This is a genomic window from Herbaspirillum aquaticum (genome assembly GCF_002213425.1).
GTDB lineage: Bacteria > Pseudomonadota > Gammaproteobacteria > Burkholderiales > Burkholderiaceae_D > Herbaspirillum > Herbaspirillum aquaticum.
The window spans coordinates 1-24,861 of sequence record NZ_NJGV01000027.1 but is presented as its reverse complement, the minus strand read 5'-3'; the positions used below and the strand labels follow the sequence as shown (position 1 = coordinate 24,861).

General features: G+C 59.9%; 25 protein-coding genes. 13 read left to right on the top strand and 12 right to left on the bottom strand.

What is annotated here, in order from left to right; translation table 11 throughout:
* Positions 1-117: 117 nt before the first annotated feature.
* The 3 genes from CEJ45_RS21785 to CEJ45_RS21775 are packed head-to-tail and all read left to right on the top strand — an operon-like array spanning position 118 to position 1,913.
* Positions 118-369 carry a hypothetical protein gene (locus tag CEJ45_RS21785; protein WP_088757150.1) on the top strand — a complete coding sequence of 84 codons (252 nt, stop codon included), beginning with the start codon at positions 118-120 and terminating at the stop codon, positions 367-369.
* A 43-nt stretch (positions 370-412) separates the two neighbouring features.
* A complete protein-coding gene (locus CEJ45_RS21780) occupies positions 413-1,051 on the top strand; it encodes an ABC transporter ATP-binding protein (protein ID WP_088757149.1) in 639 nt (212 codons plus the stop codon).
* 31 nt (positions 1,052-1,082) lie between these two features.
* A complete protein-coding gene (locus CEJ45_RS21775) occupies positions 1,083-1,913 on the top strand; it encodes a nucleotidyltransferase domain-containing protein (RefSeq protein WP_088757203.1) in 831 nt (276 codons plus the stop codon).
* A gap of 36 nt (positions 1,914-1,949) precedes the next feature.
* On the opposite strand, the gene CEJ45_RS21770 is transcribed toward CEJ45_RS21775, so the two are convergent.
* The gene (locus CEJ45_RS21770; protein ID WP_229296997.1) at positions 1,950-2,468 is read right to left on the bottom strand and encodes a GNAT family N-acetyltransferase; all 519 of its coding nucleotides are present in this window, start codon (positions 2,466-2,468) and stop codon (positions 1,950-1,952) included.
* 251 nt (positions 2,469-2,719) lie between these two features.
* Between CEJ45_RS21770 and CEJ45_RS21765 the strand changes: the two genes are divergently transcribed.
* The gene (locus CEJ45_RS21765; protein ID WP_088757148.1) at positions 2,720-4,324 is read left to right on the top strand and encodes a methyl-accepting chemotaxis protein; all 1,605 of its coding nucleotides are present in this window, start codon (positions 2,720-2,722) and stop codon (positions 4,322-4,324) included.
* 38 nt (positions 4,325-4,362) lie between these two features.
* Here the strand turns inward: CEJ45_RS21765 and CEJ45_RS21760 are convergent, their stop codons facing one another.
* The 6 genes from CEJ45_RS21760 to CEJ45_RS21740 all read right to left on the bottom strand — a co-directional run bounded on the left by CEJ45_RS21760 (position 4,363) and on the right by CEJ45_RS21740 (position 9,023).
* Complete coding sequence (locus CEJ45_RS21760) at positions 4,363-4,629, bottom strand: PAAR domain-containing protein (RefSeq protein WP_088757147.1); 267 nt, start codon at positions 4,627-4,629, stop codon at positions 4,363-4,365.
* Between the two features lie 59 nt (positions 4,630-4,688).
* Entirely contained in the window at positions 4,689-5,762 is a 1,074-nt protein-coding gene (locus CEJ45_RS21755) for a T6SS immunity protein Tli4 family protein (RefSeq protein WP_420913317.1), read from the bottom strand.
* Positions 5,759-6,682, bottom strand: a complete 924-nt coding sequence (locus CEJ45_RS21750; RefSeq protein WP_241517406.1) for a hypothetical protein — start codon at positions 6,680-6,682, stop codon at positions 5,759-5,761. Before CEJ45_RS21750 ends, CEJ45_RS21755 begins: the two co-directional genes overlap by 4 nt.
* On the bottom strand, positions 6,594-6,932 hold the full coding sequence (locus CEJ45_RS25205; RefSeq protein WP_241517405.1) for a hypothetical protein: 339 nt from the start codon (positions 6,930-6,932) through the stop codon (positions 6,594-6,596). The genes CEJ45_RS21750 and CEJ45_RS25205 overlap by 89 nt, the downstream gene beginning before the upstream one ends.
* Positions 6,929-7,996 carry a T6SS immunity protein Tli4 family protein gene (locus CEJ45_RS21745; RefSeq protein ID WP_229296999.1) on the bottom strand — a complete coding sequence of 356 codons (1,068 nt, stop codon included), beginning with the start codon at positions 7,994-7,996 and terminating at the stop codon, positions 6,929-6,931. Before CEJ45_RS21745 ends, CEJ45_RS25205 begins: the two co-directional genes overlap by 4 nt.
* A gap of 130 nt (positions 7,997-8,126) precedes the next feature.
* Positions 8,127-9,023: a type VI secretion system Vgr family protein gene (locus CEJ45_RS21740; protein WP_088757144.1), complete on the bottom strand. Its 897-nt coding sequence runs from the start codon at positions 9,021-9,023 to the stop codon at positions 8,127-8,129.
* A 337-nt stretch (positions 9,024-9,360) separates the two neighbouring features.
* Between CEJ45_RS21740 and CEJ45_RS21735 the strand changes: the two genes are divergently transcribed.
* A complete protein-coding gene (locus CEJ45_RS21735; protein ID WP_162292105.1) occupies positions 9,361-10,989 on the top strand; it encodes an acyl-CoA synthetase in 1,629 nt (542 codons plus the stop codon).
* A gap of 9 nt (positions 10,990-10,998) precedes the next feature.
* Here CEJ45_RS21735 and CEJ45_RS21730 read toward each other — a convergent pair whose 3' ends face one another.
* Positions 10,999-12,276 carry a DUF445 domain-containing protein gene (locus tag CEJ45_RS21730; protein WP_088757142.1) on the bottom strand — a complete coding sequence of 426 codons (1,278 nt, stop codon included), beginning with the start codon at positions 12,274-12,276 and terminating at the stop codon, positions 10,999-11,001.
* 258 nt (positions 12,277-12,534) lie between these two features.
* Between CEJ45_RS21730 and CEJ45_RS21725 the strand changes: the two genes are divergently transcribed.
* Complete coding sequence (locus CEJ45_RS21725) at positions 12,535-12,795, top strand: helix-turn-helix domain-containing protein (RefSeq protein ID WP_088757141.1); 261 nt, start codon at positions 12,535-12,537, stop codon at positions 12,793-12,795.
* Between the two features lie 267 nt (positions 12,796-13,062).
* Here the strand turns inward: CEJ45_RS21725 and CEJ45_RS21720 are convergent, their stop codons facing one another.
* Positions 13,063-14,478: a heavy metal sensor histidine kinase gene (locus tag CEJ45_RS21720; protein ID WP_088757140.1), complete on the bottom strand. Its 1,416-nt coding sequence runs from the start codon at positions 14,476-14,478 to the stop codon at positions 13,063-13,065.
* Positions 14,475-15,146 (bottom strand): heavy metal response regulator transcription factor, encoded by a 672-nt coding sequence (locus tag CEJ45_RS21715; RefSeq protein WP_088757139.1) that lies wholly within the window; start codon positions 15,144-15,146, stop codon positions 14,475-14,477. Before CEJ45_RS21715 ends, CEJ45_RS21720 begins: the two co-directional genes overlap by 4 nt.
* A 218-nt stretch (positions 15,147-15,364) precedes the next feature.
* On the opposite strand from CEJ45_RS21715, the gene CEJ45_RS21710 reads away from it, so the two are divergent.
* Positions 15,365-15,655: a DUF4148 domain-containing protein gene (locus tag CEJ45_RS21710; protein ID WP_088757138.1), complete on the top strand. Its 291-nt coding sequence runs from the start codon at positions 15,365-15,367 to the stop codon at positions 15,653-15,655.
* Positions 15,656-15,660: 5 nt separating this feature from the next.
* On the opposite strand, the gene CEJ45_RS21705 is transcribed toward CEJ45_RS21710, so the two are convergent.
* Together CEJ45_RS21705 and CEJ45_RS21700 are read right to left on the bottom strand one after the other, a co-directional pair.
* Positions 15,661-17,994 (bottom strand): putative bifunctional diguanylate cyclase/phosphodiesterase, encoded by a 2,334-nt coding sequence (locus CEJ45_RS21705; protein WP_088757137.1) that lies wholly within the window; start codon positions 17,992-17,994, stop codon positions 15,661-15,663.
* A 45-nt stretch (positions 17,995-18,039) separates the two neighbouring features.
* Positions 18,040-18,900: a hypothetical protein gene (locus CEJ45_RS21700; RefSeq protein ID WP_241517404.1), complete on the bottom strand. Its 861-nt coding sequence runs from the start codon at positions 18,898-18,900 to the stop codon at positions 18,040-18,042.
* 402 nt (positions 18,901-19,302) lie between these two features.
* On the opposite strand from CEJ45_RS21700, the gene CEJ45_RS24860 reads away from it, so the two are divergent.
* From CEJ45_RS24860 to CEJ45_RS21665, 6 genes are all read left to right on the top strand, one after another.
* A complete protein-coding gene (locus CEJ45_RS24860; protein ID WP_158214938.1) occupies positions 19,303-19,479 on the top strand; it encodes a hypothetical protein in 177 nt (58 codons plus the stop codon).
* Positions 19,480-19,506: 27 nt separating this feature from the next.
* Complete coding sequence (locus tag CEJ45_RS21690; RefSeq protein WP_088757134.1) at positions 19,507-20,025, top strand: hypothetical protein; 519 nt, start codon at positions 19,507-19,509, stop codon at positions 20,023-20,025.
* A gap of 937 nt (positions 20,026-20,962) precedes the next feature.
* Positions 20,963-21,421 carry a hypothetical protein gene (locus tag CEJ45_RS21680; protein ID WP_241517403.1) on the top strand — a complete coding sequence of 153 codons (459 nt, stop codon included), beginning with the start codon at positions 20,963-20,965 and terminating at the stop codon, positions 21,419-21,421.
* Between the two features lie 121 nt (positions 21,422-21,542).
* On the top strand, positions 21,543-23,126 hold the full coding sequence (locus CEJ45_RS21675) for a recombinase family protein (protein ID WP_088757132.1): 1,584 nt from the start codon (positions 21,543-21,545) through the stop codon (positions 23,124-23,126).
* Between the two features lie 2 nt (positions 23,127-23,128).
* A complete protein-coding gene (locus tag CEJ45_RS21670; protein ID WP_088757200.1) occupies positions 23,129-24,025 on the top strand; it encodes a plasmid partitioning protein RepB C-terminal domain-containing protein in 897 nt (298 codons plus the stop codon).
* On the top strand, positions 24,022-24,798 hold the full coding sequence (locus CEJ45_RS21665; protein WP_088757131.1) for a plasmid partitioning protein RepB C-terminal domain-containing protein: 777 nt from the start codon (positions 24,022-24,024) through the stop codon (positions 24,796-24,798). Before CEJ45_RS21670 ends, CEJ45_RS21665 begins: the two co-directional genes overlap by 4 nt.
* Positions 24,799-24,861: the final 63 nt, after the last annotated feature.

Below are 24,861 nucleotides of genomic sequence, written 5' to 3'. Positions count from 1 at the left end.
CATCTTTTATAATCCGGGACAGGAGACAACCCCTCGCCAGCATGTTGCCCGCCCATCCACGCGCCCAGCGGCGCTACCCGGCGGCCATGCAGCGAGACACAAAGCAGGGTGAACGGCATGGCACTGTATTTCAAGAACAAGCGGCAGAAGACCTTCCTGGGTGCGCCCGTGGGGTGGCCATTGATGTTCCTGATGGCGGTTGACCTGTGCATTGCTGCGCTGATGTTTTTGTCGGACCATGACTGGAGCGGCCTGATCCTGCTGTATCCACCGCTGGCCTTTGCGCTGGCCATGCTGGCCGATGCCCGCAAGGAGAAGCAGGCCGCTGAAGAAGCCAAGCGCCAGGCAGCCCGCCGCCAACGCAACTGATGGCCACTGCGCCACCCCTCTACCGCATCCCTCGATCCCACCGATGACCCAAGCTTCCGACCGCGCAGCGCTGCTGCTGGTATCGCTCCTGAATTTTTCCTATCCCGGCCTGGACCTGTTCCAGGATTTCTCGGCCCGTATCGCGCCCGGCGTGACCTTGGTCCGCGGCGGCGATGGCCGTGGCAAGACCACGCTGCTCAACTTGCTGGCCGGTCTCATGCCGGCGCGCGACGGGGTGCTGGAGCTGAACGGCCTGCGGCTCGACAGCGAGCCCGAGAATTATCGCCGCCAGGTGTTCTTCATCGATCCGCGCAGCGAGGCCTATGACCAGATGACTCCGCCGGAAGTGTTTGCGGCATTGGCCGAACGCTATCCGCAGTTCGATCAAGCGCTGTTGCCGGCGCTGACCGAAGGCTTGTCCTTGACGCCGCATCTGGAGAAGAAGCTCTTCATGCTCTCCACCGGCAGCAAGCGCAAGGTCTACCTGGCAGCGGCCTTCGCCGCGCGTGCCACGCTCACGCTGCTGGACGATCCCTATGCCAGCCTGGATCGTGCTTCGATCAACTTCGTGGCGGCCATGCTCAACGAACGTGCCGGCGATGCCGACCGGGCCTGGGTGGTGGCCATGTATGAGACGCCGGAGGCGGTGCGGCTGGCGGGGACGATCGATCTGGGTGACTGAAAACCTGGTCCTGCCTGCTATGATCCCCGGCATGGACGCTACCTCACCCACCGCTGCCGCCGACTGGCAGCACCACGAACATCCGATTGATCCGCAGATCCGTGCCGAGATCGACAAGACGCTTGCGCGCATCGAATCCGAGCACCAAGTGCGCGTGCTGTTCGCCTGCGAGTCAGACAGCCGGGGCTGGGGATTTGCCTCCCCGGACAGTGACTACGACGTGCGCTTCATCTACGTGCACCGGCCCGACTGGTATCTCACGGTCTTCCCCGGGCGCGACGTGATCGAACTGCCCGTCAATGCGACCTATGACGTGAGCGGCTGGGACCTGCGCAAGACGCTGGCCCTCCTGCACAACGGCAACGCCACGGTGGTGGAATGGCTGTCGTCGCCGGTGGTCTACCGGGCTGATGTCAGCTTCGTCGACAAGATCAATGCCGCGGCCGACCTGGTACATCGTCCGGATCGCGTGTTCCACCACTACCTGCAGATGGCGCGCAAGAATTACCGCGAGTACCTGCACGGCGAGCGTGTCCGCCTGAAGAAATATCTCTACGTGCTGCGGCCGCTGATGGCGGCGCTGTGGGTGGAGCAGCAGCGCGGCCCGGTGCCGATGCGTTTCCTCGACCTGGTCGAGGCCATGGTGAGCGATACGGCATTGCGCGCGGCCATCGATGCCCTCCTGGTCATCAAACGACGCGCAGGTGAGGCCGAAGAGGGCGCGGCCATCCCCGAGATCAATCGTTTCATCGAACTGGAATTGCAGCGGCTGGAGCACGTGCCGACGCCCCAGAAGGCGGAGCGGGGCGAATATTCGGTGCTGGATCGCTTGTTGCGGGATGTGGTGATGCAGGGGCAGTGAATCAAGCGAAACGTTTGTCCCATTGCCCGTCCAGATTCATGGGAAGTGCAGTATTTTCGCCATGGAAATATCGGCCAGACAACTGCCGTCGGCCAGCTTGATGCGCTTCTCGAATCGGCCTTCCTCGACGAAGCCGAATTGCTGGTACAGACGGAGCGCCTCCGTGTTCCCCTCCCGTACGCGCAATTCCAGCTTTTCCACGTGCGGCTGCTCCTCTGCCCAATGCAACAGCGCGGCCATCAAGGCGCGGCCGATCCCCCTGCCGGTCTGGCCAGGATGAACCACGATGGTCAGCGAGAACACATGCGCCATCGCGCGCAAGGGCATTGGCTCCAGACTGGCATGGCCGACGGGCTGGCCCAAGGCTTCCGCGACCAGATAGCAGCCGTGCTCACGCAGCCAGACGATCTTGGCCACAAAGCCGGCCGGGTCAAGTTCGTCCGGAAATGATATAAGCCGGCCGGGGATCAAGCTGGTCTGGTACTCAGCCTGGAAAAGGAGTGCGGCATCGCCCTCCACGGCAGGTCTGATCCGAAGGGTGGATGCGGCAGTCAAGTTCTCTCCCGGGCGCTGTTCGCGAGACCTCATCATAGCCTCAATACCAAGCAGCACTAGCCCCATCGTATCGGCATGAAGAGACCGCGCGGCCTCCCATCCAACATATCTTTGTCGCGCTTGGCTTCCTGCCACCCGTCACCTAAGCTGAATCAGGCCGGCCGCAACTTGTTGCCACGCATTTGTTGCTTTCCGGTTACGCCGCACCATCGGCTTGCCTGCCGACAACCAAGGATAACAAGGGGGAATTCATGCAACTTTCCAACGTAAGCATTCGTGCTCGCCTGTGGCTGGGCTTCGGCCTGCTGATGGTCCTGATGCTGGCCATGGCGGCCAGCGGCATCGCCCGCCTGGGGCAGCTCAACGGGCAGATGAAGGATGTGATCCATGACAAGTATCCCAAGACCGTGGTAGCGGGCGATATCGTCGACCAGCTCAACCTGATCGCGCGCTCGGTACGAAACATTCTGCTGTTGAAGCGCGAGCCGCAGATCAAGAGCGAATACGACCGCATCACCGGAGCAGACCGCGCCATCCGCGAGGACCTGGCACAGCTGGAGAAGCTGCTCACCGACGATGACAGCCGCAGCGCCCTGGGCAAGCTGGTCACGGCTCAGAGCGCCTATTTCGAGAAGCGCGACAAAGTGCTGGCGATGGTGCAGCAGGGTGGCAAGGAGAGTGCCATCGACATGCTCATCGACGAAGTGCGGCCGGTCCAGAGCGCCACCATGAATGCGGCCGATGCCCTCATCAAGCAGCAGCACGAAATGATGAAAAGCGCCGGTGACGAAGTCGAAAGCACCTACGGCGAGGCCCGCGCACTGCTGCTGGCGCTGGCCGCCGCAGGGTTGATCGCTGCGGCCCTGATCGCGTGGATGATCACGCGCAGCATCACCACGCCGCTGGACCGCGCCGTGCGCGTGGCCGAAACGGTGGCCGCCGGCGACCTGACCTCGGCCATCGAGGCGCATGGCCGTGACGAGACCAGCATGTTGCTGCGCGCGCTCAAGAAGATGAATGACCGCTTGCTGGACATCGTCAGCCAGGTACGCGTCTCCACCGAGACCATCGCCACGGCCAGCAGCGAGATCGCGCGCGGCAACCTGGACCTTTCTTCGCGCACGGAGCAACAGGCAGCCTCGCTGGAGGAGACAGCTTCCTCCATGGAACAGCTCACCGCGACCGTCAGGCAGAACGCCAGCCATGCGGGCCAGGCCAACCAGCTGGCCGGATCGGCCTCCGACATCGCGCGCCAGGGTGGAACCGTGGTGAGCCAGGTGGTCGACACCATGGGCGCCATCGATGCCTCCTCCAAGAAGATCGTCGACATCATCGGGGTGATCGATGGCATCGCTTTCCAGACCAACATCCTGGCCCTGAATGCCGCCGTGGAAGCGGCGCGCGCTGGGGAGCAGGGCCGCGGCTTCGCGGTGGTGGCCTCGGAAGTACGGGCACTGGCCCAGCGCTCTGCCACGGCCGCGCATGAAATCAAGGCGCTCATTGCCGACTCGGTGGAGCGCGTGGGCAATGGCAGCAAGTTGGTGGAGCAGGCGGGGCAGACCATGCAGCAGGTGGTCCAGAGCGTGCAGCGCGTAGGGGAGGTGGTCAGCGAGATCAGTGCCGCCGGCCAGGAGCAGAGCGCCGGCATCGAGCAGGTCAACCTGGCCATCGTGCAAATGGATCAGGTGACCCAGCAGAACGCCGCGCTGGTCGAGCAGGCAGCCGCGGCAGCGCAATCCCTGCAGGACCAGGCGGCACAGCTGGCGCGGCTGGTGTCGGTATTCAAGCTGGAAGGTGGCACGCCGGAACTCAAGCGCGTGGCAGCACCATCGGCGGCGCGACTGGCCTACGCCTGAGGTGGGCAGTTCGCCGTGGTGGAGTGCAGGCGGGTCCGCTATGAAGCGCTGAAGGTGGCGGTGCTGGCGATGAGTGTGGCACCGCAGCTGGTCTTGTGGCCTTCGTAGGCGACGGCGACGCCATCGACCTTGTGATGGGGATGTCCTTCGGCGATGGTGCAGTTGTCGTGTCCCTGCTGCGGACAGCTGCAGGCGTCGCCGACCCGTGCGACCGGTAATCCACCGACCTTGAAATGGGGTGCGCTCACCTGCGTGACCTTGCCTCCGTGGGAGGTGGCGTCACCGAGGCGGATGATGTTGGGCATGCGGATTCCTTTCAAAGGGGAAGGGCAGGGGAAATGCAGGGGAAGGGGGCCTGTGCGCGCTATGGTGACGGGCTGGAGGCTTGAGGCGCCATGGTCGGGCGCAGGCGGAAGCTGTTCAGCACTTCGTCCCATAGCTTCATGGCCTGTTCATCGGTCAGCTTGGTCTGTTGGGGATTGCCGTTCTTGTCGCGATAGGCTGTGGTCAATTCGATCTTGAGTGCGGGGGTGTCGAGCGTGCCATCCCCTTCGGTCTCCCAGATGAAACTGTGGCCGCGCAGCCCCCCGCTGCTCGGGGCCGTGACCAGGAATTCCTGGCCTTTGTAGGGGCCGACCTGGCGGTCACCTCGTCTTAGCACGTGTACCGATGTGGCCATTCGGCCCAGCGCTTGCAATACGCCGCCGACGCGGTCCAGCAAGGGGGCACTGTGCGCCCGGCGAGAGAGTGGATAAAACCAGACGGAAACGAACGCGTCCGGGTGGCCTGCGATATCGATGTCGATGGCTGCTTCTTCCATTTCCCATTCTGGGTTGGCGATGAAGCCGCCCTCAAAACAATAGCCGGGCTCAGTGGGAATCTCATGCGTTGCTCGTTTGCGCAGGCCAGCGAGTATGGCTTTCATGCGGTCGATGGCGTCTTCCTGATAGTCCTTTGTGCCGGAGGGCGGTTTGCTCATGCCTGCCTTGCTTCTGAAAAGAAACCTTGTGCCATCAATCCAGCGATAACCGTCTACCAACACAATGTTCTCGCTAAAGTTGTACTCCCAATGGGCGAATATCCATGAATATGGATCCGGTTTGATTAACAAGCGCAATAAACTGGGCTCGACCTCATGCTTGGTGGACCTTAGGGTCTTTTCCTTGGCGGACATCTCTGTCTCAAAGTCTTCCCTGCTCATTGGCTTAGGTTTGTCCAGCCGTGCGTAGTCGTAGCGATAATTGCCGCCGCTGACGACCGAGCCTACGGGCATATCAATTAAAAAATGACCAGTACATAAGGTGGAAACAGACGAAATTGACTCACTTGCCTGGGCAGAATTCATGATGTGCAATCCTTGTTGATACGAGATGTCGCCCGCGACAAACAACCAGCCCGTGAGGGCAGACGTGGCGATTAAGCGGGCCGAATTCTTCATGCGCATTTTTTTCTCGGCATTGATTTCGAATTGGCCGATGAGTTGACGATCCTGATGATGGAATAGAGGGTCACCGACTGGGCAATCTTGGCGTTGTAGGAGAACTGATGGTCGTAGCTGTCATGAGATTTCAGCTTTCCTTCGTGCTTGAATATCTGCACAACGTGAGCCTTCGGCGCACCACCTGACTCCGCTGGCACCGTGCCATCCCCTGGACCGGTTCCGTTCTCAAGCGTGAAGTAATGGAGGTGACGCTCGCCGAAGCGAAGCTCTAACATCCCGTTCAGATCATCTTTTTGTAGTCGTGCTTTAGCAGGATCACCAGGCACCATCGGGCCACACTTCCAGCAGATCTCGTTCCAAGCAGGCTGTTGTGGGTCGGCGGCGTAATACGCGTAGGTATTGGGGTGATACCGGTCTTCAATCTGCTTATGCAGAGTCCGAGCAAATTTCATATTCTCTGCAAACTGATTGAAGTCCTGTATTGGTGGCTTTTTCGAAGCGCAGACTTTTCCCTCTCTCTCAGCGCGTTCTTTATCCTCCTTCCCCGCCGGATCAATCAAATCCTCCCGCACCAACTTCCACCAATCCTGCGAGTTGTTCAGATAGATCTTCCCGTAGGGATCGTCCTCGCCCAGAAAACTGTCCATCTCCTCAGCCATGTCACTCCGTCCGATAGCCCGATAACTGGCCCGCAGCCAATGCCGCTCCCCGCGATTGCTCCAGGTCCTGTATTGCGCCGTCGGCAGCAGCTCCAATGCGCCAGGCGCATTGGCCATCACCGCAGTACAGTCGGCCGCATTGCGTCCCAGGATGACTTGCGCTGCCCCTTCAAACCCTGCCCGCATGCGCTTGTAGGTGGCGGGGGCGCCAATGGCCGGCATCACGCCATGCACCACGCCCAGAATGCGTTGAGCCATCCCCGGCAATTGCGCACAAGCCCGGGGGAAACCATGCCGCTCCCTTGTCGCGCCCGCTGACCTTGAGCCGCGTCCCCATGATGCCCGGCACGAACAGCAACGGCACCACCACCTCCGGCGTGGTCAGGCACAAGGCCCTGACCTTCATGTTCTCCCCGGTCAGTACGGATTGCGCCACATCATTGCCATCCTCATCCCAGCGCGTGCCGACCAGACGGGTCGGCTCAACAGGAATAGCTGGACTAGTCATGGCTGGTTTCTTTGGGTAGCGACAACAGGTCGCAGGCGGAAACTACTGAGCACCTCGTCCCATAGGTTCATGGCCTGTTCGTCGGTCAGTTTGGTCTGTTGAGGATTGCCGTTTTTGTCGCGATGGCCCGTGGTGAGTTCGATCTTCAGCGCAGGCGTATCGAGTGTGCCATCCCCTTCGGTCTCCCAGATGAAACTGTGGCCGCGCAGCCCTCCGCTGCTGGGGGCTGTGACCAGGAATTCCTGGCCTTTGTAGGGGCCGACCTGGCGGTCACCTCGTCTTAGCACGTGTACCGATGTGGCCATCCGGCCCAGCGCTTGCAATACGCCGCCGACGCGGTCCAGCAAGGGAGCACTGTGGGCCCCGCGGGATAGTGGATAAAACCAGACGGAAACGAACGCGTCCGGGTGGCCTGCGATATCGATGTCGATGGCTGCTTCTTCCATTTCCCATTCGGGGTTGGCGATGAAGCCCTCTTCGAAGCAATAGCCGGGCTCTGTCGGAATCTCGTGGTTTGACCGCTTTTTCAGGTTGAAGAGAATTTTGCGCATGCGCTCGATAGCGTGATCCTGACGACTCATCGTGCCGGTGCGAGGCTTGCTCATGCCTGCCTCCTTCTTGAAAAGATAGCGTGTTCCGTCGATCCAGCGGTATCCGTACACCTCTACTACACTGGTAATAAATTCCTCTTCCCAATAAACGAAAATCCATGAGTACGGATCTGGTTTCACCAACAAGCGCAATAGACTAGGCTCGACCTTATGCTTCGTAGAGCTGAGAAGCTTCTCTTTAGCCGTCATTTCCGCCTCGAACTCTTCCAGGCTCATCGCTTTGGGTTTCTCCAGCCGTGCGAAATCGTAGCGATAATTGCCGCCACTGAGGACTGAACCCGCAGGCATATCGATAAGAAAATGACCGGCACAGAAGGTTGAAACGGCAGGACTAGGCTCACTTGCTCGGGCAGTGTTCATCATTTGCGATCCTTGTTGATGTGAGATGCCTCCAGATAAAAATAACCAGACTGTGAAGGCCATAGCAGCGATAAAGCGAACAGGATTCTTCATGAGCATTTTTCACCCGAGGGTGTTTTCAACTTCGCCGATGAGTTGACGATCCTAATGATGGAATAGAAGGTGACCGCTTGTGCAATCTTGGCGTTGTAGGAAAACTGATGGTCATAACTGTCATGAGATTTCAGCTTTCCTTCATGTTTGAATATCTGAACAACGTGGGGCTTTGGTGCAGCACCCGACTCCGCCGGAACAGTGCCACCTGGCTGCGCAGCGGCGCGTCCTGTACATGGTCCCAGGTATGGCGGCTGAGGCTGCCCGCACACAGGCGGCGCGTGGCCTGCCAGCGCAGGATGGCATCCTGCGTGCCGGGCGCATGGTCGCGTCGGTAGGGGACAGCTCCTGCCGCATTGCGCGGCAGTTGCATGCCATCGTTGAAGAGCACCAGGGTATGGCGTGGGCACGCGGCGTGGCCGGGTGTCGGCGGCTCTGCCGGGCGGATGTGCCAGCCGATGCCGCGCCGCTTCCACAGGCGCCGCAGGAAGTCGGCATCGGATTCGTTGTGCTGCATGATGAATTCACGGACCGGATAACGCTCCGCCAGGAGCGACCAATCCACCTCCAGACAGCTGGCCAGCAGTGGATTGCCCTGTCGCCATTCGCTGGTGAGTATCTGGGTGACATCGGCCTCGCTGGCATGCAGGAAGACACGCGTATTGATGCGCTGGCCCAACAGACTGAGTGCATCGCGCAGCACCAGCCGATAAGTGCTCAAGTCGCCATCGATCTGCCCTGCATGCACTTCGGCAACGAGACCGCATACCGACCGCAGGCCACCTTGATCGGTCACCAGCTGGACTTCCACCGGCAAGGCCATGAAGTCCTTGAGCACCAGATCCTCGCGTGGTGAAAGGCACAGCAGCTCATATTCGCAGGCACCGCATAGCGATTCGCTCCCCATGACCTGCTGCACCAGCAGCGCCTCCTGCAGGGCGGCGTGCGATTGCGGCAAGCGCAGCCGAATGGCGCGGACCTGTTGGGTCCAGAGGGCAAATGCGTCGGAGAGCGTGCGGTAGGGCATGCGGATATCCTTGCTGGAGATTCCGTCGAGGCCGCATCCGTGATGCCAGGACGATGCGCGCTGAACGGCAAATGGCGAGAGGAGGGGCCATGCTAGAAGAGGCCGGCGAGCAGTGGTGCGAATGGAAAAAGCTTTTGCCACAAACTCGTCCGAGTTCGATGCTGCCCATTGCGTGCATGGCATTGTGTTGTGCCCTGACGATCCCCGGCAGGGGCGCTATGATAGACGGCATGCCGGTAACGACCGACCCATCCGGAGCCCCGCCCGATGCAGGCAGGCCCAACGCCCACCCCATAGGAGACAAGACGTGCCCCCCGACAACGCGCCACGCGCCCCCATTACCGCGGCCCATTACCGCGCCGACGCCCCCGTTGCCCATGACTGGCAGATCCCCGAGCACTTCAACATCGGCCTGGCCGCCTGTGACCGCTGGGCCGATGGCAGCGGCCGGGCAGCCATCATCGCCGAGGATGGCGACAGCAACGTCATCACCTGGAGCTTCGACCAGCTCAAGGTCCTGAGCGACCAGTTCGCCAACGTGCTGGCCGAGGCCGGCATCCGGCGCGGCGACCGCATCGGCATCTACCTGTCACAGCGCATCGAAACGGTCATCACCCACATCGCCGCCTACAAGCTGGGCGCGGTGACGGTGCCGCTGTTCTACCTGTTCGGGCCGGAAGCCATCGCCTATCGCCTCGACAACAGCGAAGCCGCCGCGCTGGTGACCGATGCAGCCGGCATGGACAAGGTCCACCTGGCCGGTGCGCTGCCGGCGCTGAAGGTGGTGTTCTGCGTGGAGCAGTCCGACATCGTGCTGCCGCAGACCACCGACTTCTGGGATCGCCTGCGCGCGGCTTCGCCCGTCTTCGAGACGGTCAACACCCTGGCCGATGATCCGGCCATGATCATCTACACCTCCGGTACCACCGGCAAGGCCAAGGGCGCGCTGCATGCGCAGCGCGTCCTGCTGGGCCACCTGCCGGGCGTGGAGGTCTCGCACGACAGCTTCCCGCAGCCTGGGGACCGCTTCTGGACGCCAGCCGACTGGGCCTGGATCGGTGGCTTGCTCGATGTGCTGCTGCCTTCGCTGTATCACGGCGTGGCCGTGGTGGCGCGCCGCCTGGAAAAATTCGATGCGGCGACCGTCTTCGGTCTGCTGGCGCGGCATGGCATTCGCAACGTGTTCTTCCCGCCCACCGCACTGAAGATGCTGCGCGGCACTCCCGATCCGCGCGCGCAATGGGATTTCAGCTTGCGCAGCGTCGCCAGCGGCGGCGAGACGCTCGGGGACGACCTCATCGCCTGGGGCCACAGCGCACTGGGCGTGACCATCAACGAGTTCTACGGCCAGACCGAATGCAACCTGGTGGTGTCTTCGTCCGCCCAACTCTATCCCAGCGCATCAGGCAGCATGGGACGCGCCGTGCCAGGGCACGACGTGCAGATCGTCGATGAAGAGGGCGCCATCCTGCCGCGCGGCGAGGTCGGTCATATCGGCATCCGCGCACCGGATCCGGTCATGTTCCTGCGCTACTGGCGCAATGAGGAGGCCACCCGCGAAAAATTTGCGGGCCAGTTCCTGCTCACCGGGGACCTGGGCAACATGGATGAGGCCGGCTATATCCGCTACCTGGGCCGCAATGATGACGTCATCACCAGCGCCGGTTACCGCATCGGCCCGGCGCCGATCGAGGAATGCCTGATGCGCCACCCGGCGGTGCGCATCGCCGCCGTGGTCGGCATCAAGGATGCGCTGCGTACGGAGGTGGTGAAGGCTTTTGTCGTCCTGCAAGAGGGACATACCCCGGAACCCGCACTGGTGGCGGCCCTGCAGCAGCATGTGCGTTCACAGCTGGCGGCGCATGAATATCCGCGCGAAATTGCCTTCGTCGATGCGCTGCCCACCACAGCCACCGGCAAGATCATGCGCAAGGCCTTGAAGGAAAGTGCCGGGCAGTCCTCCTGAGGCCCGTGCTCAACCCCCGTGCACCAGCCATTGCATCAGCCACGACAGGCCGAACAGCAGGGCACCGATCAAGCCGCCCACCAGCGTGCCGTTGATGCGGATGTACTGCAGGTCGCGCCCGATGTTGAGTTCGATCTGGCGTGACAGTTCGGCCGTGTCCCACTGCTTGATGGTGTCGCTGATGTGGCGCGTGAGCAGTTGTGCCACGTCCGGGCTGAGGCTGGCGATGGCCTGCTCCAGGTGCGCGTTGAGCGAGCTGCGCAATTGGGCATCTTCCTGCAGGGCGCGGCCTATCCATTGGGTGGCCGCGCTGGCCTGGGCGTGCAGGGCCGAATCGGGGCGCGCCAGGTCCTGCCGCAGCCACTGGCGCAGGCTCTCCCAGAGGCTGCCCACATAGGCGTTGACGGCCTCTCCCTGCAGGATCTCGCGCTTGATCTCTTCAGCCCGTGTGCGCAGGGCCGGGTCCTCCTTCAACCGCGCCACGAAGCCGGCCAGCTGGCGATCGAAAGCCTGGCGCAGGGAGTGCTGCGGATCTTCGGCGATGCCGGTGAGGAGCTTGTCGAGGATGTCGGCGAGCGTGTCGGCGGACTTCTCGCCGATCCAGTTCGACGGCAGCAGTTTCTCGATCTTGGGATATTCGCGCTGCAGCCATTCCACCATCCGCTCGGCGATGAAAGCGCGCGTCTGTTCGCGATTGAGCAGCTCGGCCAGGGCCACGATGGCGCGATCCAGCAATTGCTGGTGGCGGCCGTCCAGGGTGAGCGTGTCGAGGATGCTGGCCAGCGAGCGCGACAGGTCCAGCTTGCCCAGCGCGGCCTGCAAGGCCTCACGCACGAAGGCCTGGATGCGGCGGTCATCGGTGAGCGTGAGCACCCCTGCGACCGCCTGCGCCATGTAGCCGCCCAGGCGCGCCGCATTCTCGGGCGCAGCCATCCAGGCTGAGAGCCGCTGCGCCGGATCATGGCGGCGTACCAGCCCGGCCAGCGACTGCGGACTCAGGAATTTTTCTTCCACGAAGACGGCAAGGTTGTCGGCGATGCGATCCTTGTTGCGCGGGATGATGGCCGTATGGCGCGCCAGGAAGGGCAGGGGAATGCGGCGAAACAGCGCGGTGACCGCAAACCAGTCCGCCAGCGCGCCGACCATCGCGGCCTCGGCCATGGCGCGCAGCAAAGCGGTCCAGAGCGAGGGCGGTGCCAGTGACGCCGCGACGAACAACACGGCAGAACCCAGCAGGCAAGCCAGGGCGAAACGTTTGGCACGATGCAAAGCGAGTGACTTATCCATGGCAGCTCATGAGAAGGAATCCGGCGGTGAACTCGCGGCATGAGACAGGAGTGCAAACTAAAGGCAAAGTTCTAAAGATTTTCGAAAGATCACTAGTAGATCTTCGAAAAATGCGCACTCAAATATCGGCCGCAATCTCGATAAATTTCGATTATTTAGCAAGAGATTCGAGGGTATAAGTGCATTGTCACCGATAGTTTGTGCGTTTGTAATTGTAGCTAATCGACCGTCACCCCTAGCCGCCTGATCCTTGCGCTCATGAAAAATCCAGAGACTCCACCGAGCGCCCGCGTCATCTTCGGACAAAACGTCCGCAGGGTCCGCCGGCTGAAAGAGATGTCACAAGAAGAACTAGCCTTCCGTGCTGACATCAGTCGCACCTACCTGAGCGAAGTCGAGCGCGGGGAAAGGAATATTTCCGTCGACAACATGGAGGCCCTGGCCTTCGCGCTGGAGATGGAACTGCCCGACCTGATGCGCCTGCGGCTGTTGTCGCTGCCCAGCGAGGAATCGCGCTGAGGGCCTTGTTCCCCTTGAGGGCGCGTTGCACGCGCGGCTGCTTCACGGCGCCGCCTTGCGGCTTTTTTTAACCTTGTTCTCGACCGTTTTTACGTACGGTCATTTGTACTTCCTGTTTTACGTTTTCCTGTACGTCTCTTGTCTCGTACAGTTCTTTCGCTCGATGACACCCCGCCCTGGCGCCGCCCAAGGCCGACAGCCAGTGTCAGGGTTCAGGGCCGGGTTTCGGGGCCAGCACGCAGGCCCTGGCTTCGTGCAAGGCTTGCCTCAGCCCTTGCCCGGCAAGCTCACCGGTACCTCGGGAAATCGCAGCGTGAAGACCGTGCGCTTCCCCGGTTCACTGGATGCGCTGGCAGCGCCCCCGTGCAAGGCCATGATGGTGCGCACGATGGCCAAGCCCAGACCACTGGAACCGCTGGCGCTGCTGCGCGAGGGGTCGGCGCGGTAGAAGCGGTCGAAGATGCGCTCGATCTGATCCGGCGGGATGCCCGGCCCGGGATTGGCCACCCCGATCAGGGTCGCGCCCGCCACTACGGTTGCCTCCAGGCTGATGCTGCCCTGCGGTGGCGTATAGCGGATCGCGTTGGCGACCAGGTTGCCCACCGCACGGCGCAGCAGGGTGGCATCGGCATGCAGCACGCCGCTGCCGGCCACTGCAATGCGCACCTGCGCCTCTTCGGCGATGCCCTCGAAATACTCGGCGATGCGGTTGAGCTCCTCGGCCACATCCAGCGGCTGTATCTGCAGGACCACGTGGGCGTTGTCGGCGCGGGCCAGGAACAGCATGCTCTCCATCATGCGCGAGAGGCGCTCGTATTCCTCGATGTTGGAACTGAGCAGGGCCTGGTATTCATCCAGGCTGCGCGGCTTGCCCAGGGCGACCTGGGTCTGCACCATCAGGTTGTTCAAGGGCGTGCGCACATCATGGGCAAGATCGGCGGAGAACTGGCTCAGTTGCTGGAAGCTGCGATGCAGGCGGTCCAGCATGTCGTTGAAGGATTGGACGATCTCGTGCAGTTCGCGCGGGGCAGCCTGCAGATCGAGCCGGGTATCGAGCTTGTTGGCCGAGATGGCGCGCGTCTGTGCGGCCATCATGCGCAAGGGACGCAAGCCGCTGCGCACCAGGAAGTAACTCAGGAGCGTGGCCAGCACCGTGCCGATGGAGGCCGCCCACCACACATCGGCGCGATAGTCGGCCAGCAGCAGCATGCGATCCGAGGCCGTACGGACCACCAGCACGATGGCCTTTTCGCCCGAGCGCGTGACCGGCATGCTGGCCATGTAGCGCGCACGCAGGTCACCCATGCGCAAGGCTTCGATGTGATCCCAGCTGCGGATCTTGATGGTGGACAGGTCCACACCGGGCGCCGTGCGCGTCGGATCATGACTTTCCATCAGGGTGCTGCCATCGGCGCGGGCGATGCGCACCAGCAGCTGGTCATGGCCGGAGAGGGTGTCCAATACCAGGTGGCGGCGCGTGAGGATGTCCTCCAGTGAGGCCGCATGCTCGACCAGGTGATTGATGGAGCGGCACTTGCCGGCCAGCTCTTCGTCGTCGCGCGCCTCCAGCTGCATGTGCAGCGAGTGCGACAGATAACTGCCTACCGCCGTGAAGAGCACCAGCGCCAGCAGCCCGAAAAGCACCACCAGCCGCAGGCTCATCGAGGCCGTGGCACGTTTCACTGCCGCACCTCGAACACGTAGCCCATGCCCCACACGGTGTGCAGCAGCTTCTGGTCAAATCCTTCATCGAGCTTGGCGCGCAGGCGGCGTACGGCCACGTCCACCACGTTGGTATCGCTGTCGAAATTCATATCCCACACCTGCGAGGCAATCTGGGGCCGCGACAGCACCTCGCCCGGACGACGGATCAGCATGTGCAGCAAGGCGAATTCCTTGGCGGTCAGGTCGATGCGCTGTCCGGCGCGGGTGACCTTGCGGCGAATGACATCGACCACCACATCCTCGTATTCGATCAGGTCCGCTTCACGGCTGGGGCCGCGCCGCAGCAGCGTGCGTACGCGTGCCAGCAGTTCGGTGAAGGCAAAGGGCTTAACCAGGTAATCATCGGCACCCAGCTCCAGGCCCTTGACGCGGTCTTCCACTTCGTCACGGGCGGTGAGGAAGAGCACCGGCGTGTCATGCGTGCGGCGCAGTTCGCGCAGGATGTCCCAGCCGTTCATGCCGGGCAGCATCACGTCCAGGATGATCAGCTTGTAATCCAGCGTGCGCGCGTTGTGCAGGCCATCCACGCCGGTCTGTACCCAGTCCACCACGAAGCCGGACTCGGTCAGGCCGCGACGCAGGTATTCGCCCGATTTGGGCTCGTCCTCTACCAACAAGATGTGCATGATCGGAATTCCTGACGGACAAGCCCGTATTGTGACCCAGCCGCATGCGGCATTCATTACAAATGTGTAATGACTGGGCAATGTTTCTGTACGGACCCGCTCCCTAGAATCCCATCCAACGAATCGCCAACGCAGCACGGCGATCGCGCCATCCCTGGCGGCGCACCTTGCGTGTCGCGCCAGTGGTCTTGTGAAACCGAACCCAAAGGAGTCCCCTCATGAAAACCTCGCATCTCGTCCTCGGCGCACTGGCTACCGCCTTCTCCCTGTCGGCCTTCGCCCAAACCACGGTGACCACCCAGGCCGCACGTGACCAGGCCAACCTGAACGCCCGCAACAACTATCCGGTGGTGCAATTCCAGGCCAGCAAGACGCGCGCTGATGTGGTGGCCGAGCTGCAAGCCGCACGCCTGGGCGAACCGCTGCAGAACACCGGTGCCAAGCCTTCGGTTTCCGACAGCAGCACCCAGGGCCAGGCGCTCGATTCCTCGCTCTACAACGGTGCCTGAAGTCCTCAGGCCACGCGCTGCCGGCCTTCCAGCAGGGCGGTGAACTGTTCACCGCTCATGGGCCGGCCGTACCAATAGCCTTGATACAGCGTGCAGCCCTGCGCATGCAGCAGGTCACGCTGTTCCATCGTCTCCACGCCTTCGGCGATGATGGACAGTCCCAGGCTCTGGCCCAGCATGATGATGCTGCGGATGATGCTGGCCGTGGCCGCATCGTCCTGCATCCTGCGCACGAAGCTCTGGTCGATCTTGAGCTGGTCGATGGGAAAGCGTCCCAGGTAGGACAGGGACGAATAGCCGGTCCCGAAATCATCGAGCGAAATCGCTACATCATGCGATTTGAGCTCATTCATTTTTTCGATGACCTCATCGATTCTGTCGATCATCATGCTTTCGGTCAGTTCCACCTTCACCGCCTTGGAGCTGATGCGGTGCTGGCGGATGGTCTCGTGGAAGCGCGCCACGAAGTGGTCCACCTTGAATTCCTGCGCCGACACATTGACGGCCACCACCAGTTCACTACCCAATCCCCCGCGCTGCCACTCTTCGAGATCGCGGCAGATGGCTTCCAGCACCTGGTGGCCGATCTCTTCCATCAAGCCCAATTCTTCCGCCACAGGAATGAACAGCGCCGGCGACACCATGCCCTTGACCGGATGCTGCCAGCGCACCAGCGCTTCAGCCCCCACCACATCACCTTCAAAGGTGACCTGCGGCTGGTAATGGACCACGAACTGGCGCTGCGCGACCGCCGACCGCAATTCCACTTCCAGCGCGCTGCGCTGGCTGGCCAGGGCCTGCATGGCCGGATCGAAGAAGCGGAAGACATTGCGGCCCGCAGCCAGCGACTGCACCATGGCCAGCTTGGCCTGCATCACCGCTTCCTCGGCTGATTGCACTTCACCGCGCAGGATGTTGATGCCGATGTTGAGGGAGTAGGGGAAGCTCACGGTGGACCCGTGCGGCTCGGCCAGTGCGGCGATGAGGCGGTTGGCCAGCGCCTCGCAGAAGCGGATGCCTTCGGCCAGTTCGCTCATCGGCAGGTCGCAACCCAGCGCAAAGCGCTCGCCATCGAGCCGCGCCAGCGTCTGGTCGGGGGCGACACAGGCGCCCAGCCGTCGCGCGCATTCCTTGAAGAGCAGATCCGCATCGTCAGCCTTGACCAGGCCGTGCGACAGGTCGGCGCGATGCATTTCCATATAGAAGACCACCAGCGGCAAGCCGTGTGCCTGTTGCCGCCCCAGGCCACGCCGCAGGCGATCAAGGAACAGCTTCTTGTTGGGCAGGTCGGTGACGGGATCATAGAAGGCCAGGCGGTCGATGCGGCTTTCTGCTTCCAGCCGTTCGGAGACATCGATGATGACCCAGATCTGGTCGCCCTGGCGCGTGCCGTCAATCAGCGCGGTATGCAACTCTGCCGGAAAGCTGCGGCCATCGGCGCGCTTGAGCAGCACGATCTCGCCGGTCGCGCCATGCGGGCGCAGCAGGGTCTGGTTGACGTAGAGGCTTTGCTGCTGCGCGTCCTCGAAGATCTGCGCGCTGGCCAGCGTGGTGAGCCCAGCGCCATTGATCGCGAGCATGGACTGCGCGGCATCGTTGGCGAAGGCGATGCGTCCGTCGCGCACGAACAGCACGCCCGCCGGGATATTGCCCAGGATCGCCGCCTGTTCGTCGAAGAGGGTCTTGAGGCTGGTCTGCATGGCATCCATGCGATGGGCCAGGAGACCGATCTCATCTTTCTGCGTGAGGGCGATGCGGGTATCGAATTGTCCGCGTTCAATGCGGCCGGCAGCGACGGTCAGCTTGCTGATGGGCGCGAGGATACGGCGATAGACCAAGAGGCCGATGATGAGCAGCGCCACCACCGCCTGCGCCAGCAGCACGCGTGTCTGGAAGCGCTTGTCTGCGGCGAGCTTGCGTTGCAGCTGGGCATCGGATACCACCACCTGGACGCTGCCCAGCGTGAGCTTGCGGTCCGGCTGCTGCATGGTCAGCGGCAACGTGCGGGTGAGCAGGCTGCCGGCGCGGCGCAGGGGCTCCTCCTTGCGCGCCAGGACTCTCTCCTCGGGGTCCCGCACTTCCACCGAGACCACCTGGGTATCGAGCATGCTTGCCTGCAGCAGGGCCAACATGTCGTTCTGGTCGAGGCTCCACACCGGCAGCACCAGGCTGTGCGCGAGGGTCTGGCTTTTTTCATCGACCAGGGCGGTCATTTCCTTGCTGATCTGCTGCTCGCGCGTGTCGTTGAGGATGGTCAGCGCCACCACCACCGGCAGGCTCATGGCCACCAGCATGGCACAGGCGATGTAGAGGCCGAGGCTGGTGGTTTTCTTGATCATGGCGCGCCGTGCGGGTCAGGAGGTGGATGGGAGGATGGCGTGGACTTATTTGAACCAATCCATTTTGTAAGTTTCGATGGCCTGTCGTTCGATGGGGGTCAGCCTGTCGTTCTGCAGCTCGATCACGCGCGGGCGCGTGCCGCGCATGGCCTGGCGCACCTGTCGGGTGGAACCGTGTTTCTGGATCAGGTCCAGCAGGGCAGCGTTGCGATGGATTTTTTTGAGACCGTCCAGCAGGGCATCGCGGATATCGTCGCGGCCCGGGGAGGTGTAGAAGAAGAGATCGGTCGGGTAGTACAGCACCAGGTCCGGGACGATGGCCAGCTGGTGCGTGGGATCATAGGTTTCCAGTTCGCTGGTGGCTTCGAAGATGGAGCGGTTGTAGAAGTCGAAGCGTCCGGCCTTGAGCATGTCGAACAGGTTCAGGTAGTTGCTTTGCGCCACCTTGAGCTGGTTGGCCTGCATGATGCTGGTATCGACCCAGCCGATGCCGGAGCCGATGGTGAAGGTGCGCAGGTCATCCAGGGTGCGGATGGTGCGGGCGCGTTCCAGGCTCTCGCGGTTGGCCAGCAGCACGCGGTAGCCGCCGCCACCGAGATAGATGGGGAAGGGGATGGCTTCGAGGGTACGGGTCATGCCGCTGCCGGCGGAGGTCGCTATGAGGTTGCAATACTGGCCGGCCTGGACCAGCTGCACGTAGCGCTGGTCGGAGGTGGCGACATTGGCGACTTGGCAGCCCTTGATGGAGAAGGGCCGGCCGCTGGCGCGCATGGCCAGTTCGAGGACGGCCTTGCGGTAGTTGATCAGGGGATTGTCGTCATTGAGATCGGCGAGTTTGATCTCGATGACTTGCGCATTGGCGGCGGGCGATTGGGCGCGGGTGGAGGCGGCGCAGAGCAGACTCATCGCCAGGACGAGCAAGACCGCGACTACGCTTCGGGCGCTCGACTTGTCTCTACTCATGCCGGTGGGGAGCTCGAATTGTTCAGGTGATGTTATGCAAGCGGGGAGGGAATCGCAAGGATTTGTGGTGGGGATATCAGTTTTTGTGGCGAGCTTGCACAGAAGTTGTTGAATGGGCAGGGAAGCAGGGTGGGCGCGGGTTTTCGGCGTGAGGATGTGGGATTTTTGGGGGGATGTAATGAGGGGACGTGAACGTCGTGGGATGCGCGTTTTTTGAGCTGAAGTGGGTGTATCGGTATTTCCATGTCATGTGCAGAGGCTTCTTGAGCATTACAATTTCACTCGATGCATCGGCTCGACCAAGGGGGGTTGAGCGAACATTTCCCCATCTCACAAAAAACGATAATGAATAAAATTCTGATATTTTTGGTAACGCTCCTGCTCAACACGTCGGTCTTCGCCGCGACATCTCCCATCGTGGAGAAACTCAATCTGGAAGAAGCGAAATGGCATAAGGGCTTTGTGTTCTCCACAGCGGGCGATGCCAAAACGCCAGCGGAACTGATTGACGTGCTGAACTGACTCAGGAGTCGCGCAGAGGGCCCCGATATGCCGGATGCGCGTTACGCAGTGTTTTATTCTTTCATGCTGCGCCGGACGAATGATCCCGGTGCGATTGATGCCATCAACCTGTTCGCCATCATCGGTTATTTCTCGTTGCAGATCGACAGCGCACGCTGCGCCAATCGCAATGAATCCATCATGATCGCGCGTCAATGGTATGACGCCGTACGTCCGCAATTGCAGGGATTGAAAAATGTTTCCCTTCAGTTGCGCCAACGCTATCTGATGCTGGCACGCGGCTACCTGCTGACCTATATGGCGAAAACCGATCCCAAGGAACTGCAATCGTCCGCCTGGATGTGTTACCACCTACCCAGCTATCTGAACAAGATTCGGAACTTGCCCGATACCGTCATGGACGCCACGCAAGTCAACAATAACAAGCTCATTGTTTATATGAGCAATCCTACGATCATGCCGGAATTGGCTGATCCAACCCTATTTAGGACTCGTGCCGAAAGCATCATGAAAGATCTGGAAACGATAGTGATGAAAGACTCCTGACGTAACACGAGGGAGAGCTGACCTGCGTCGGTAATTTGTAGCCAGTCAGGCAGTGAGTCGGTTGTCGATCATATTCGATTCCAGCGAAGTTCGACGGACCGTAGCTGGAGGTTGGTAGTTATCCCTGCAGGAAATCATCGAGTTCGCTGGACGAATTCGCGCCCCAACTCACCGCCTGGTTGAGCGCTGAGGCAGTCAAATCTCGCAAGCAAAGACGAACCCTTAAACAGATGTTCCTGGACCTTAAGGAGTTAGGCTATAAGGGGTCGTACGACCGCGTCGCAGCCTTCGGAAGGCGGTGGAAGGTGGGTCAGATGGAGAGGGTCAATTCTGCGAGCAAATCAACAACCTCGCATCAAGGCGTTATATTTGAGACGCAAGATCGCATGACAAAAAAAAGAGAGCCATATCGGCTCTCTTTTTTCATTTACTATGACTATTCGTTTTCACGGGAGTGACGATTTTTTCACTTACTGTGACTCCCTACAACACAGCGATGTAGCGAGACTCATAAAGTGAGATTTGCTACCTCGTCGGATAAGGCTCTGCGGGGTGTGGGAAGCATCAAATGAAATTTTGGTAAGCATCTAGTGAGACTTTTCTTTTGCAGCCAGGCCAAGATAAGGACAGAAGAAGCCCTCTACAAAGTTCTCCCATCACCCTCGACCGGCGCAGTATGAGCAACGCTTCACCTGCTAAAGGTAGGAGTTCCAGAATGGTTCAAATTTGGCCCTGAAAAATCACTGGAACTTAGAGTCGGGGAGAAGAAGGAAACTTCAGCAAGCCCGGCCTGCCCCATGATGGAGAACAAGATACTAAAAACCTGATCTCTTCATTGCCCCATTGGAATATCTAATCGCATTGAGTAATGCTCGTCAGAAAACTAGCGCGTAACAGATAGCACTATTATTCGTTCTTGCCATCGGCATGGAGAACGATGATGAACACAAAGTGCTGTGCTGCCTGCGGGCAAAAGTTCGAACCGAACCCCCACTCGCCACGCCAGGCCTATTGCTCCAACCCCACCTGCCAACGTACCCGCAAGCGCCGGTGGCACAAAGAGAAGCTCTTGCATGATCCAGACTACGTTGACAATCAAGCCCGTGCACAGCAGGCGTGGTGCAGCCGAAACGTCGACTACTGGCGCAACTACCGGGGCGAGCATCCGGATTATGTAGAACAGAACCGCGAAAAACAACGTAGCCGTAATGCCAAGAAACGTGGCAAGTTGATTGCAACGATGGACGTGCCAAATAGCCAAAATAACATGCCTGAGCTGCGGTCCGGCCTCTACCAGATCAGTCCTGTACCCGTGTCCATGATTGCAAAGATGGACCTCTGGATCGTCGAAATCAGAGTGCTGTCACGCGCATCGATGCCGCATCCGTCGTTGTAAAGAGAGGACTTGTTCGAAGCTGCGGCCGACACTGTTATCGTATAAGACATGTTCCCCGGCGACATCGAACTTGGATCCTTGCTTCGGAACTCCTGATTTAACAACTTGGGGGTTGACGTCTATGCTGCACGACCAATTCTCTGACTTCGACACTTCATCACAGGGCGACTCGCTGTCACCTTCTGTTAGGCGCGCCGTGGAGTACGTTCGAATGTCGACCGAACACCAGCAATACTCCACCGAAAACCAAGCTGATAAGATCCGAGAATACGCCAGCAGACGACATATCGAAATCATCCGGACCTACACCGATGCCGGCAAAAGCGGCTTACGTATTGATGGGCGCGAAGCGTTACAGCAACTGTTGCGGGACGTCGAGAGCGACGAGCGGGACTTCGAGATGATCCTGGTATACGACGTTAGCCGCTGGGGCCGTTTCCAGGACGCCGACGAAAGCGCATACTACGAGTACCGCTGCCGCCGTGCCGGTATCCAGGTAGTGTACTGCGCTGAGCAGTTCGAAAACGACGGTTCGCCGGTCTCTACCATCGTCAAAGGCGTCAAGCGAGCCATGGCAGGGGAATATAGCCGTGAGCTGTCGGCCAAGGTGTTCGCTGGCCAGTGCCGTCTGATCGAATTGGGATTTCGCCAGGGCGGCCCGGCCGGCTACGGGTTGCGCCGTATCCTAATTGACCAGAACGGCAACATAAAAGCCGAGCTCCAGCGTGGCGAGCACAAGAGCTTGCAGACCGACCGCGTTATCTTGGCTCCCGGAACGGACGATGAAATACGAATCGTCAATCAAATCTACCGCTGGTTCATAGACGACGGTTTAGTCGAATCCGACATTGCCGCACGCCTTAACGCCATGTTGGTCAAGACCGATCTGGGGCGACAATGGACTCGCGCCACAGTACACGAGGTACTCACAAACGAAAAATACATCGGCAACAACCTATACAACCGGACCTCCTTCAAACTCAAGAAGGTGCACGTAATCAACACACCTGAGATGTGGGTGCGAAAAGATGGCGCGTTCGATCCCATCGTCGCGGCCGAAATGTTTTATACGGTGCGGGGTATCATGCATGCGCGTGCCAGGCGCTATACCAATGCGGAATTAATCGAGCGGCTACGCAACCTGTATGAGCATCGCGGCTTCTTGTCAGGCCTGATAATAAATGAAACCGAAGGAATGCCGTCCACTGCCGTGTACTCGCACCGATTTGGCAGCTTGCTGCAAGCGTACCAGACGGTGGGTTTTTCTCCGGATCGGGATTACCTCTATCTCGAGGCAAACCGCTTCCTGCGGCGCTACCATCCAACAATAGTCTCCCAGACGGAAAAGGCAATTGCCGGGCTCGGAGGTTCAGTTCAACGCGACCCGGCTACGGACATGCTGCTGTTGAACGGGGAGTTCAACGTCTCCTTGGTGCTTGCACGCTGCCAGAAAAACGGTGCAGGAAGGTACTCTTGGAAGGTGCGTTTCGATACCAGCCTAGCACCGGACATCACGGTCGCGGTCCGACTCGATCGGCTCAACCAAAGCCCGCTCGACTACTATCTTCTACCGCGGCTCGATTTCAGCCACACCCGGGTCAATTTACGGGAGCACAATCCGATTGAGTTCGATACCTTTAGGTACGATACGTTGGACTATCTATACGGCATGGCTGAACGAATTCGCGTGAGGAGGGCCGCTTGATCATGGAACAAAGGCTGAGCGAGATGCGGATGATTCCGATCGACCAAATCGAAATACTCAATCCTAGGGAGCGCAACAACCGTATTTTCGAAGAAATTGTCGCAAACATCAAAACGATAGGATTGAAAAAGCCGATTACTGTGACTCCACGGAAGAAACAAGATGGAACCGAGCATTATTTACTGATATGTGGTGAGGGACGGGTAAAGGCCTTCCGCTTTTTGGGAGAGGCGACTATTCCGGCGCTTGTCGTGACCGTCAGCGATGAAGATGCTCTCCTCATGAATCTCACTGAAAACATCGCACGTCGTCAATATCAACCGCTGGAAGTATTGCAAGGGATCGAACGCCTACACAAACAGGGATATGACAAGAAGATCATTGCAGCCAAAACCGGCCTCCGCGCAGAGTATGTCCAGGCCATTTTGAACTTGCTGCGGGATGGTGAAGAGCGACTGCTAGTTGCAGTTTCAAAAGGACGCATCCCGATCACCGCAGCGATCATGATTGCCAATGCTGGGGACGACAATAAGGCTGTCCAAGTCGCTCTGCAAGATGCCTATGAATCCGGCGATCTGCGCGGTCAACAATTGTTACAGGCGCGACGCATAATTGAAAGCCGACAGTCGATGGGGCGCTCGATGGCCGCTGGCCCTCGACGTAAGCGAAGCGACGTGACTTCGTCGAGTTTGATCCGGACTTATCAGAAGGAGGTGGCAAGGCAGAAGATGATGGTCAAGAAGGCTGAATTTTCCCAACAGCGCTTACTGTTTGTGACCGGTGCTCTTCGTCAATTGCTAGGAGACGAGCATTTTACGACACTGCTACGAGCAGAGGGGCTTGATACGCTGCCAAAGTATCTTGCCGAACGGGTCTGGTCTTTAGGTCATGCGGCATGAGCAACATAACACTGGGCTTCATTCCAGAGCCGATGAGTCTTCCAATCGAACAGATCCTGCCGTCGCGTAAGATTCCGCCCGAGACGCAATCTTTGCGAAAATTCATCCAGATCCTGTCATCAATCGAAGAAATTGGTTTAATTGAACCCCTATCGGTAATTCCCACTGGCAAAGACTCAAATCAGTACATTTTGTTGGATGGACATATCCGGCTCATCGCTTTGCGACAACTGAACTGCACAGAGGCACTTTGCCTATTGGCAACGGACGACGAGAGTTATACATATAACAGCCGCATCAACCGGCTTTCGACAATCCAAGAGCATTTCATGATGCGCCGTGCGATTGAGCGCGGCGTCACAGCACAACGCCTGGCCAAAGCTCTCAGCGTGGATATCAGCCAGATCACAAAAAAGCTAACACTATTGGACGGAATATGCCCGGAGGCTGTCGAACTACTGGCGGATCGGCAGTTCTCATCAGCGATTTCACCTGTGCTGCGCCGGATGAAGCCGACGCGGCAGGTCGAATGCGTCGAACTTATGGTGGCGGCTAACAACGTCACGATAGCATATGCAGAGGCAATGCTTGTCGCCACGCCGGCGGCTATGCTCGTTGAGGGGAAGAAACCACAGCGTATGGGAGGCGTCTCGCAAGAGCAGATTGCAAAGATGGAGCGCGAGATGAGCAATTTGCAGGTGCAGTACAAGACCGTCGAGCAAACGTATGGCCAAGATGTCCTACTAAAGTGGACCCCGAATTTGAGACACTGATTTAAGCTGTCGTCCTGGAAGGGATGACGAGAATGAGTGAAGCAAAGAAGAAGCGAAATAGCT

Excerpts from the sequence above, each read along its gene's own strand:
- CEJ45_RS21705 (WP_088757137.1), bottom strand. The coding sequence starts at position 17,994 with ATGATCAAGAAAACCACCAGCCTCGGCCTCTACATCGCCTGTGCCATG.
- CEJ45_RS21680 (WP_241517403.1), top strand. The coding sequence starts at position 20,963 with ATGATGAACACAAAGTGCTGTGCTGCCTGCGGGCAAAAGTTCGAACCG.
- CEJ45_RS21710 (WP_088757138.1), top strand. The coding sequence starts at position 15,365 with ATGAAAACCTCGCATCTCGTCCTCGGCGCACTGGCTACCGCCTTCTCC.
- CEJ45_RS21715 (WP_088757139.1), bottom strand. The coding sequence starts at position 15,146 with ATGCACATCTTGTTGGTAGAGGACGAGCCCAAATCGGGCGAATACCTG.
- CEJ45_RS21675 (WP_088757132.1), top strand. The coding sequence starts at position 21,543 with ATGCTGCACGACCAATTCTCTGACTTCGACACTTCATCACAGGGCGAC.
- CEJ45_RS21755 (WP_420913317.1), bottom strand. The coding sequence starts at position 5,762 with ATGAAGAATTCGGCCCGCTTAATCGCCACGTCTGCCCTCACGGGCTGG.
- CEJ45_RS21765 (WP_088757148.1), top strand. The coding sequence starts at position 2,720 with ATGCAACTTTCCAACGTAAGCATTCGTGCTCGCCTGTGGCTGGGCTTC.
- CEJ45_RS21745 (WP_229296999.1), bottom strand. The coding sequence starts at position 7,996 with ATGAAGAATCCTGTTCGCTTTATCGCTGCTATGGCCTTCACAGTCTGG.
- CEJ45_RS21690 (WP_088757134.1), top strand. The coding sequence starts at position 19,507 with ATGCCGGATGCGCGTTACGCAGTGTTTTATTCTTTCATGCTGCGCCGG.
- CEJ45_RS21665 (WP_088757131.1), top strand. The coding sequence starts at position 24,022 with ATGAGCAACATAACACTGGGCTTCATTCCAGAGCCGATGAGTCTTCCA.
- CEJ45_RS21730 (WP_088757142.1), bottom strand. The coding sequence starts at position 12,276 with ATGGATAAGTCACTCGCTTTGCATCGTGCCAAACGTTTCGCCCTGGCT.
- CEJ45_RS21775 (WP_088757203.1), top strand. The coding sequence starts at position 1,083 with ATGGACGCTACCTCACCCACCGCTGCCGCCGACTGGCAGCACCACGAA.
- CEJ45_RS21670 (WP_088757200.1), top strand. The coding sequence starts at position 23,129 with ATGGAACAAAGGCTGAGCGAGATGCGGATGATTCCGATCGACCAAATC.
- CEJ45_RS21780 (WP_088757149.1), top strand. The coding sequence starts at position 413 with ATGACCCAAGCTTCCGACCGCGCAGCGCTGCTGCTGGTATCGCTCCTG.
- CEJ45_RS21740 (WP_088757144.1), bottom strand. The coding sequence starts at position 9,023 with ATGCCCTACCGCACGCTCTCCGACGCATTTGCCCTCTGGACCCAACAG.
- CEJ45_RS21785 (WP_088757150.1), top strand. The coding sequence starts at position 118 with ATGGCACTGTATTTCAAGAACAAGCGGCAGAAGACCTTCCTGGGTGCG.
- CEJ45_RS21760 (WP_088757147.1), bottom strand. The coding sequence starts at position 4,629 with ATGCCCAACATCATCCGCCTCGGTGACGCCACCTCCCACGGAGGCAAG.
- CEJ45_RS25205 (WP_241517405.1), bottom strand. The coding sequence starts at position 6,932 with ATGACTAGTCCAGCTATTCCTGTTGAGCCGACCCGTCTGGTCGGCACG.
- CEJ45_RS21725 (WP_088757141.1), top strand. The coding sequence starts at position 12,535 with ATGAAAAATCCAGAGACTCCACCGAGCGCCCGCGTCATCTTCGGACAA.
- CEJ45_RS21750 (WP_241517406.1), bottom strand. The coding sequence starts at position 6,682 with ATGGCTCAACGCATTCTGGGCGTGGTGCATGGCGTGATGCCGGCCATT.
- CEJ45_RS24860 (WP_158214938.1), top strand. The coding sequence starts at position 19,303 with ATGAATAAAATTCTGATATTTTTGGTAACGCTCCTGCTCAACACGTCG.
- CEJ45_RS21700 (WP_241517404.1), bottom strand. The coding sequence starts at position 18,900 with ATGAGTCTGCTCTGCGCCGCCTCCACCCGCGCCCAATCGCCCGCCGCC.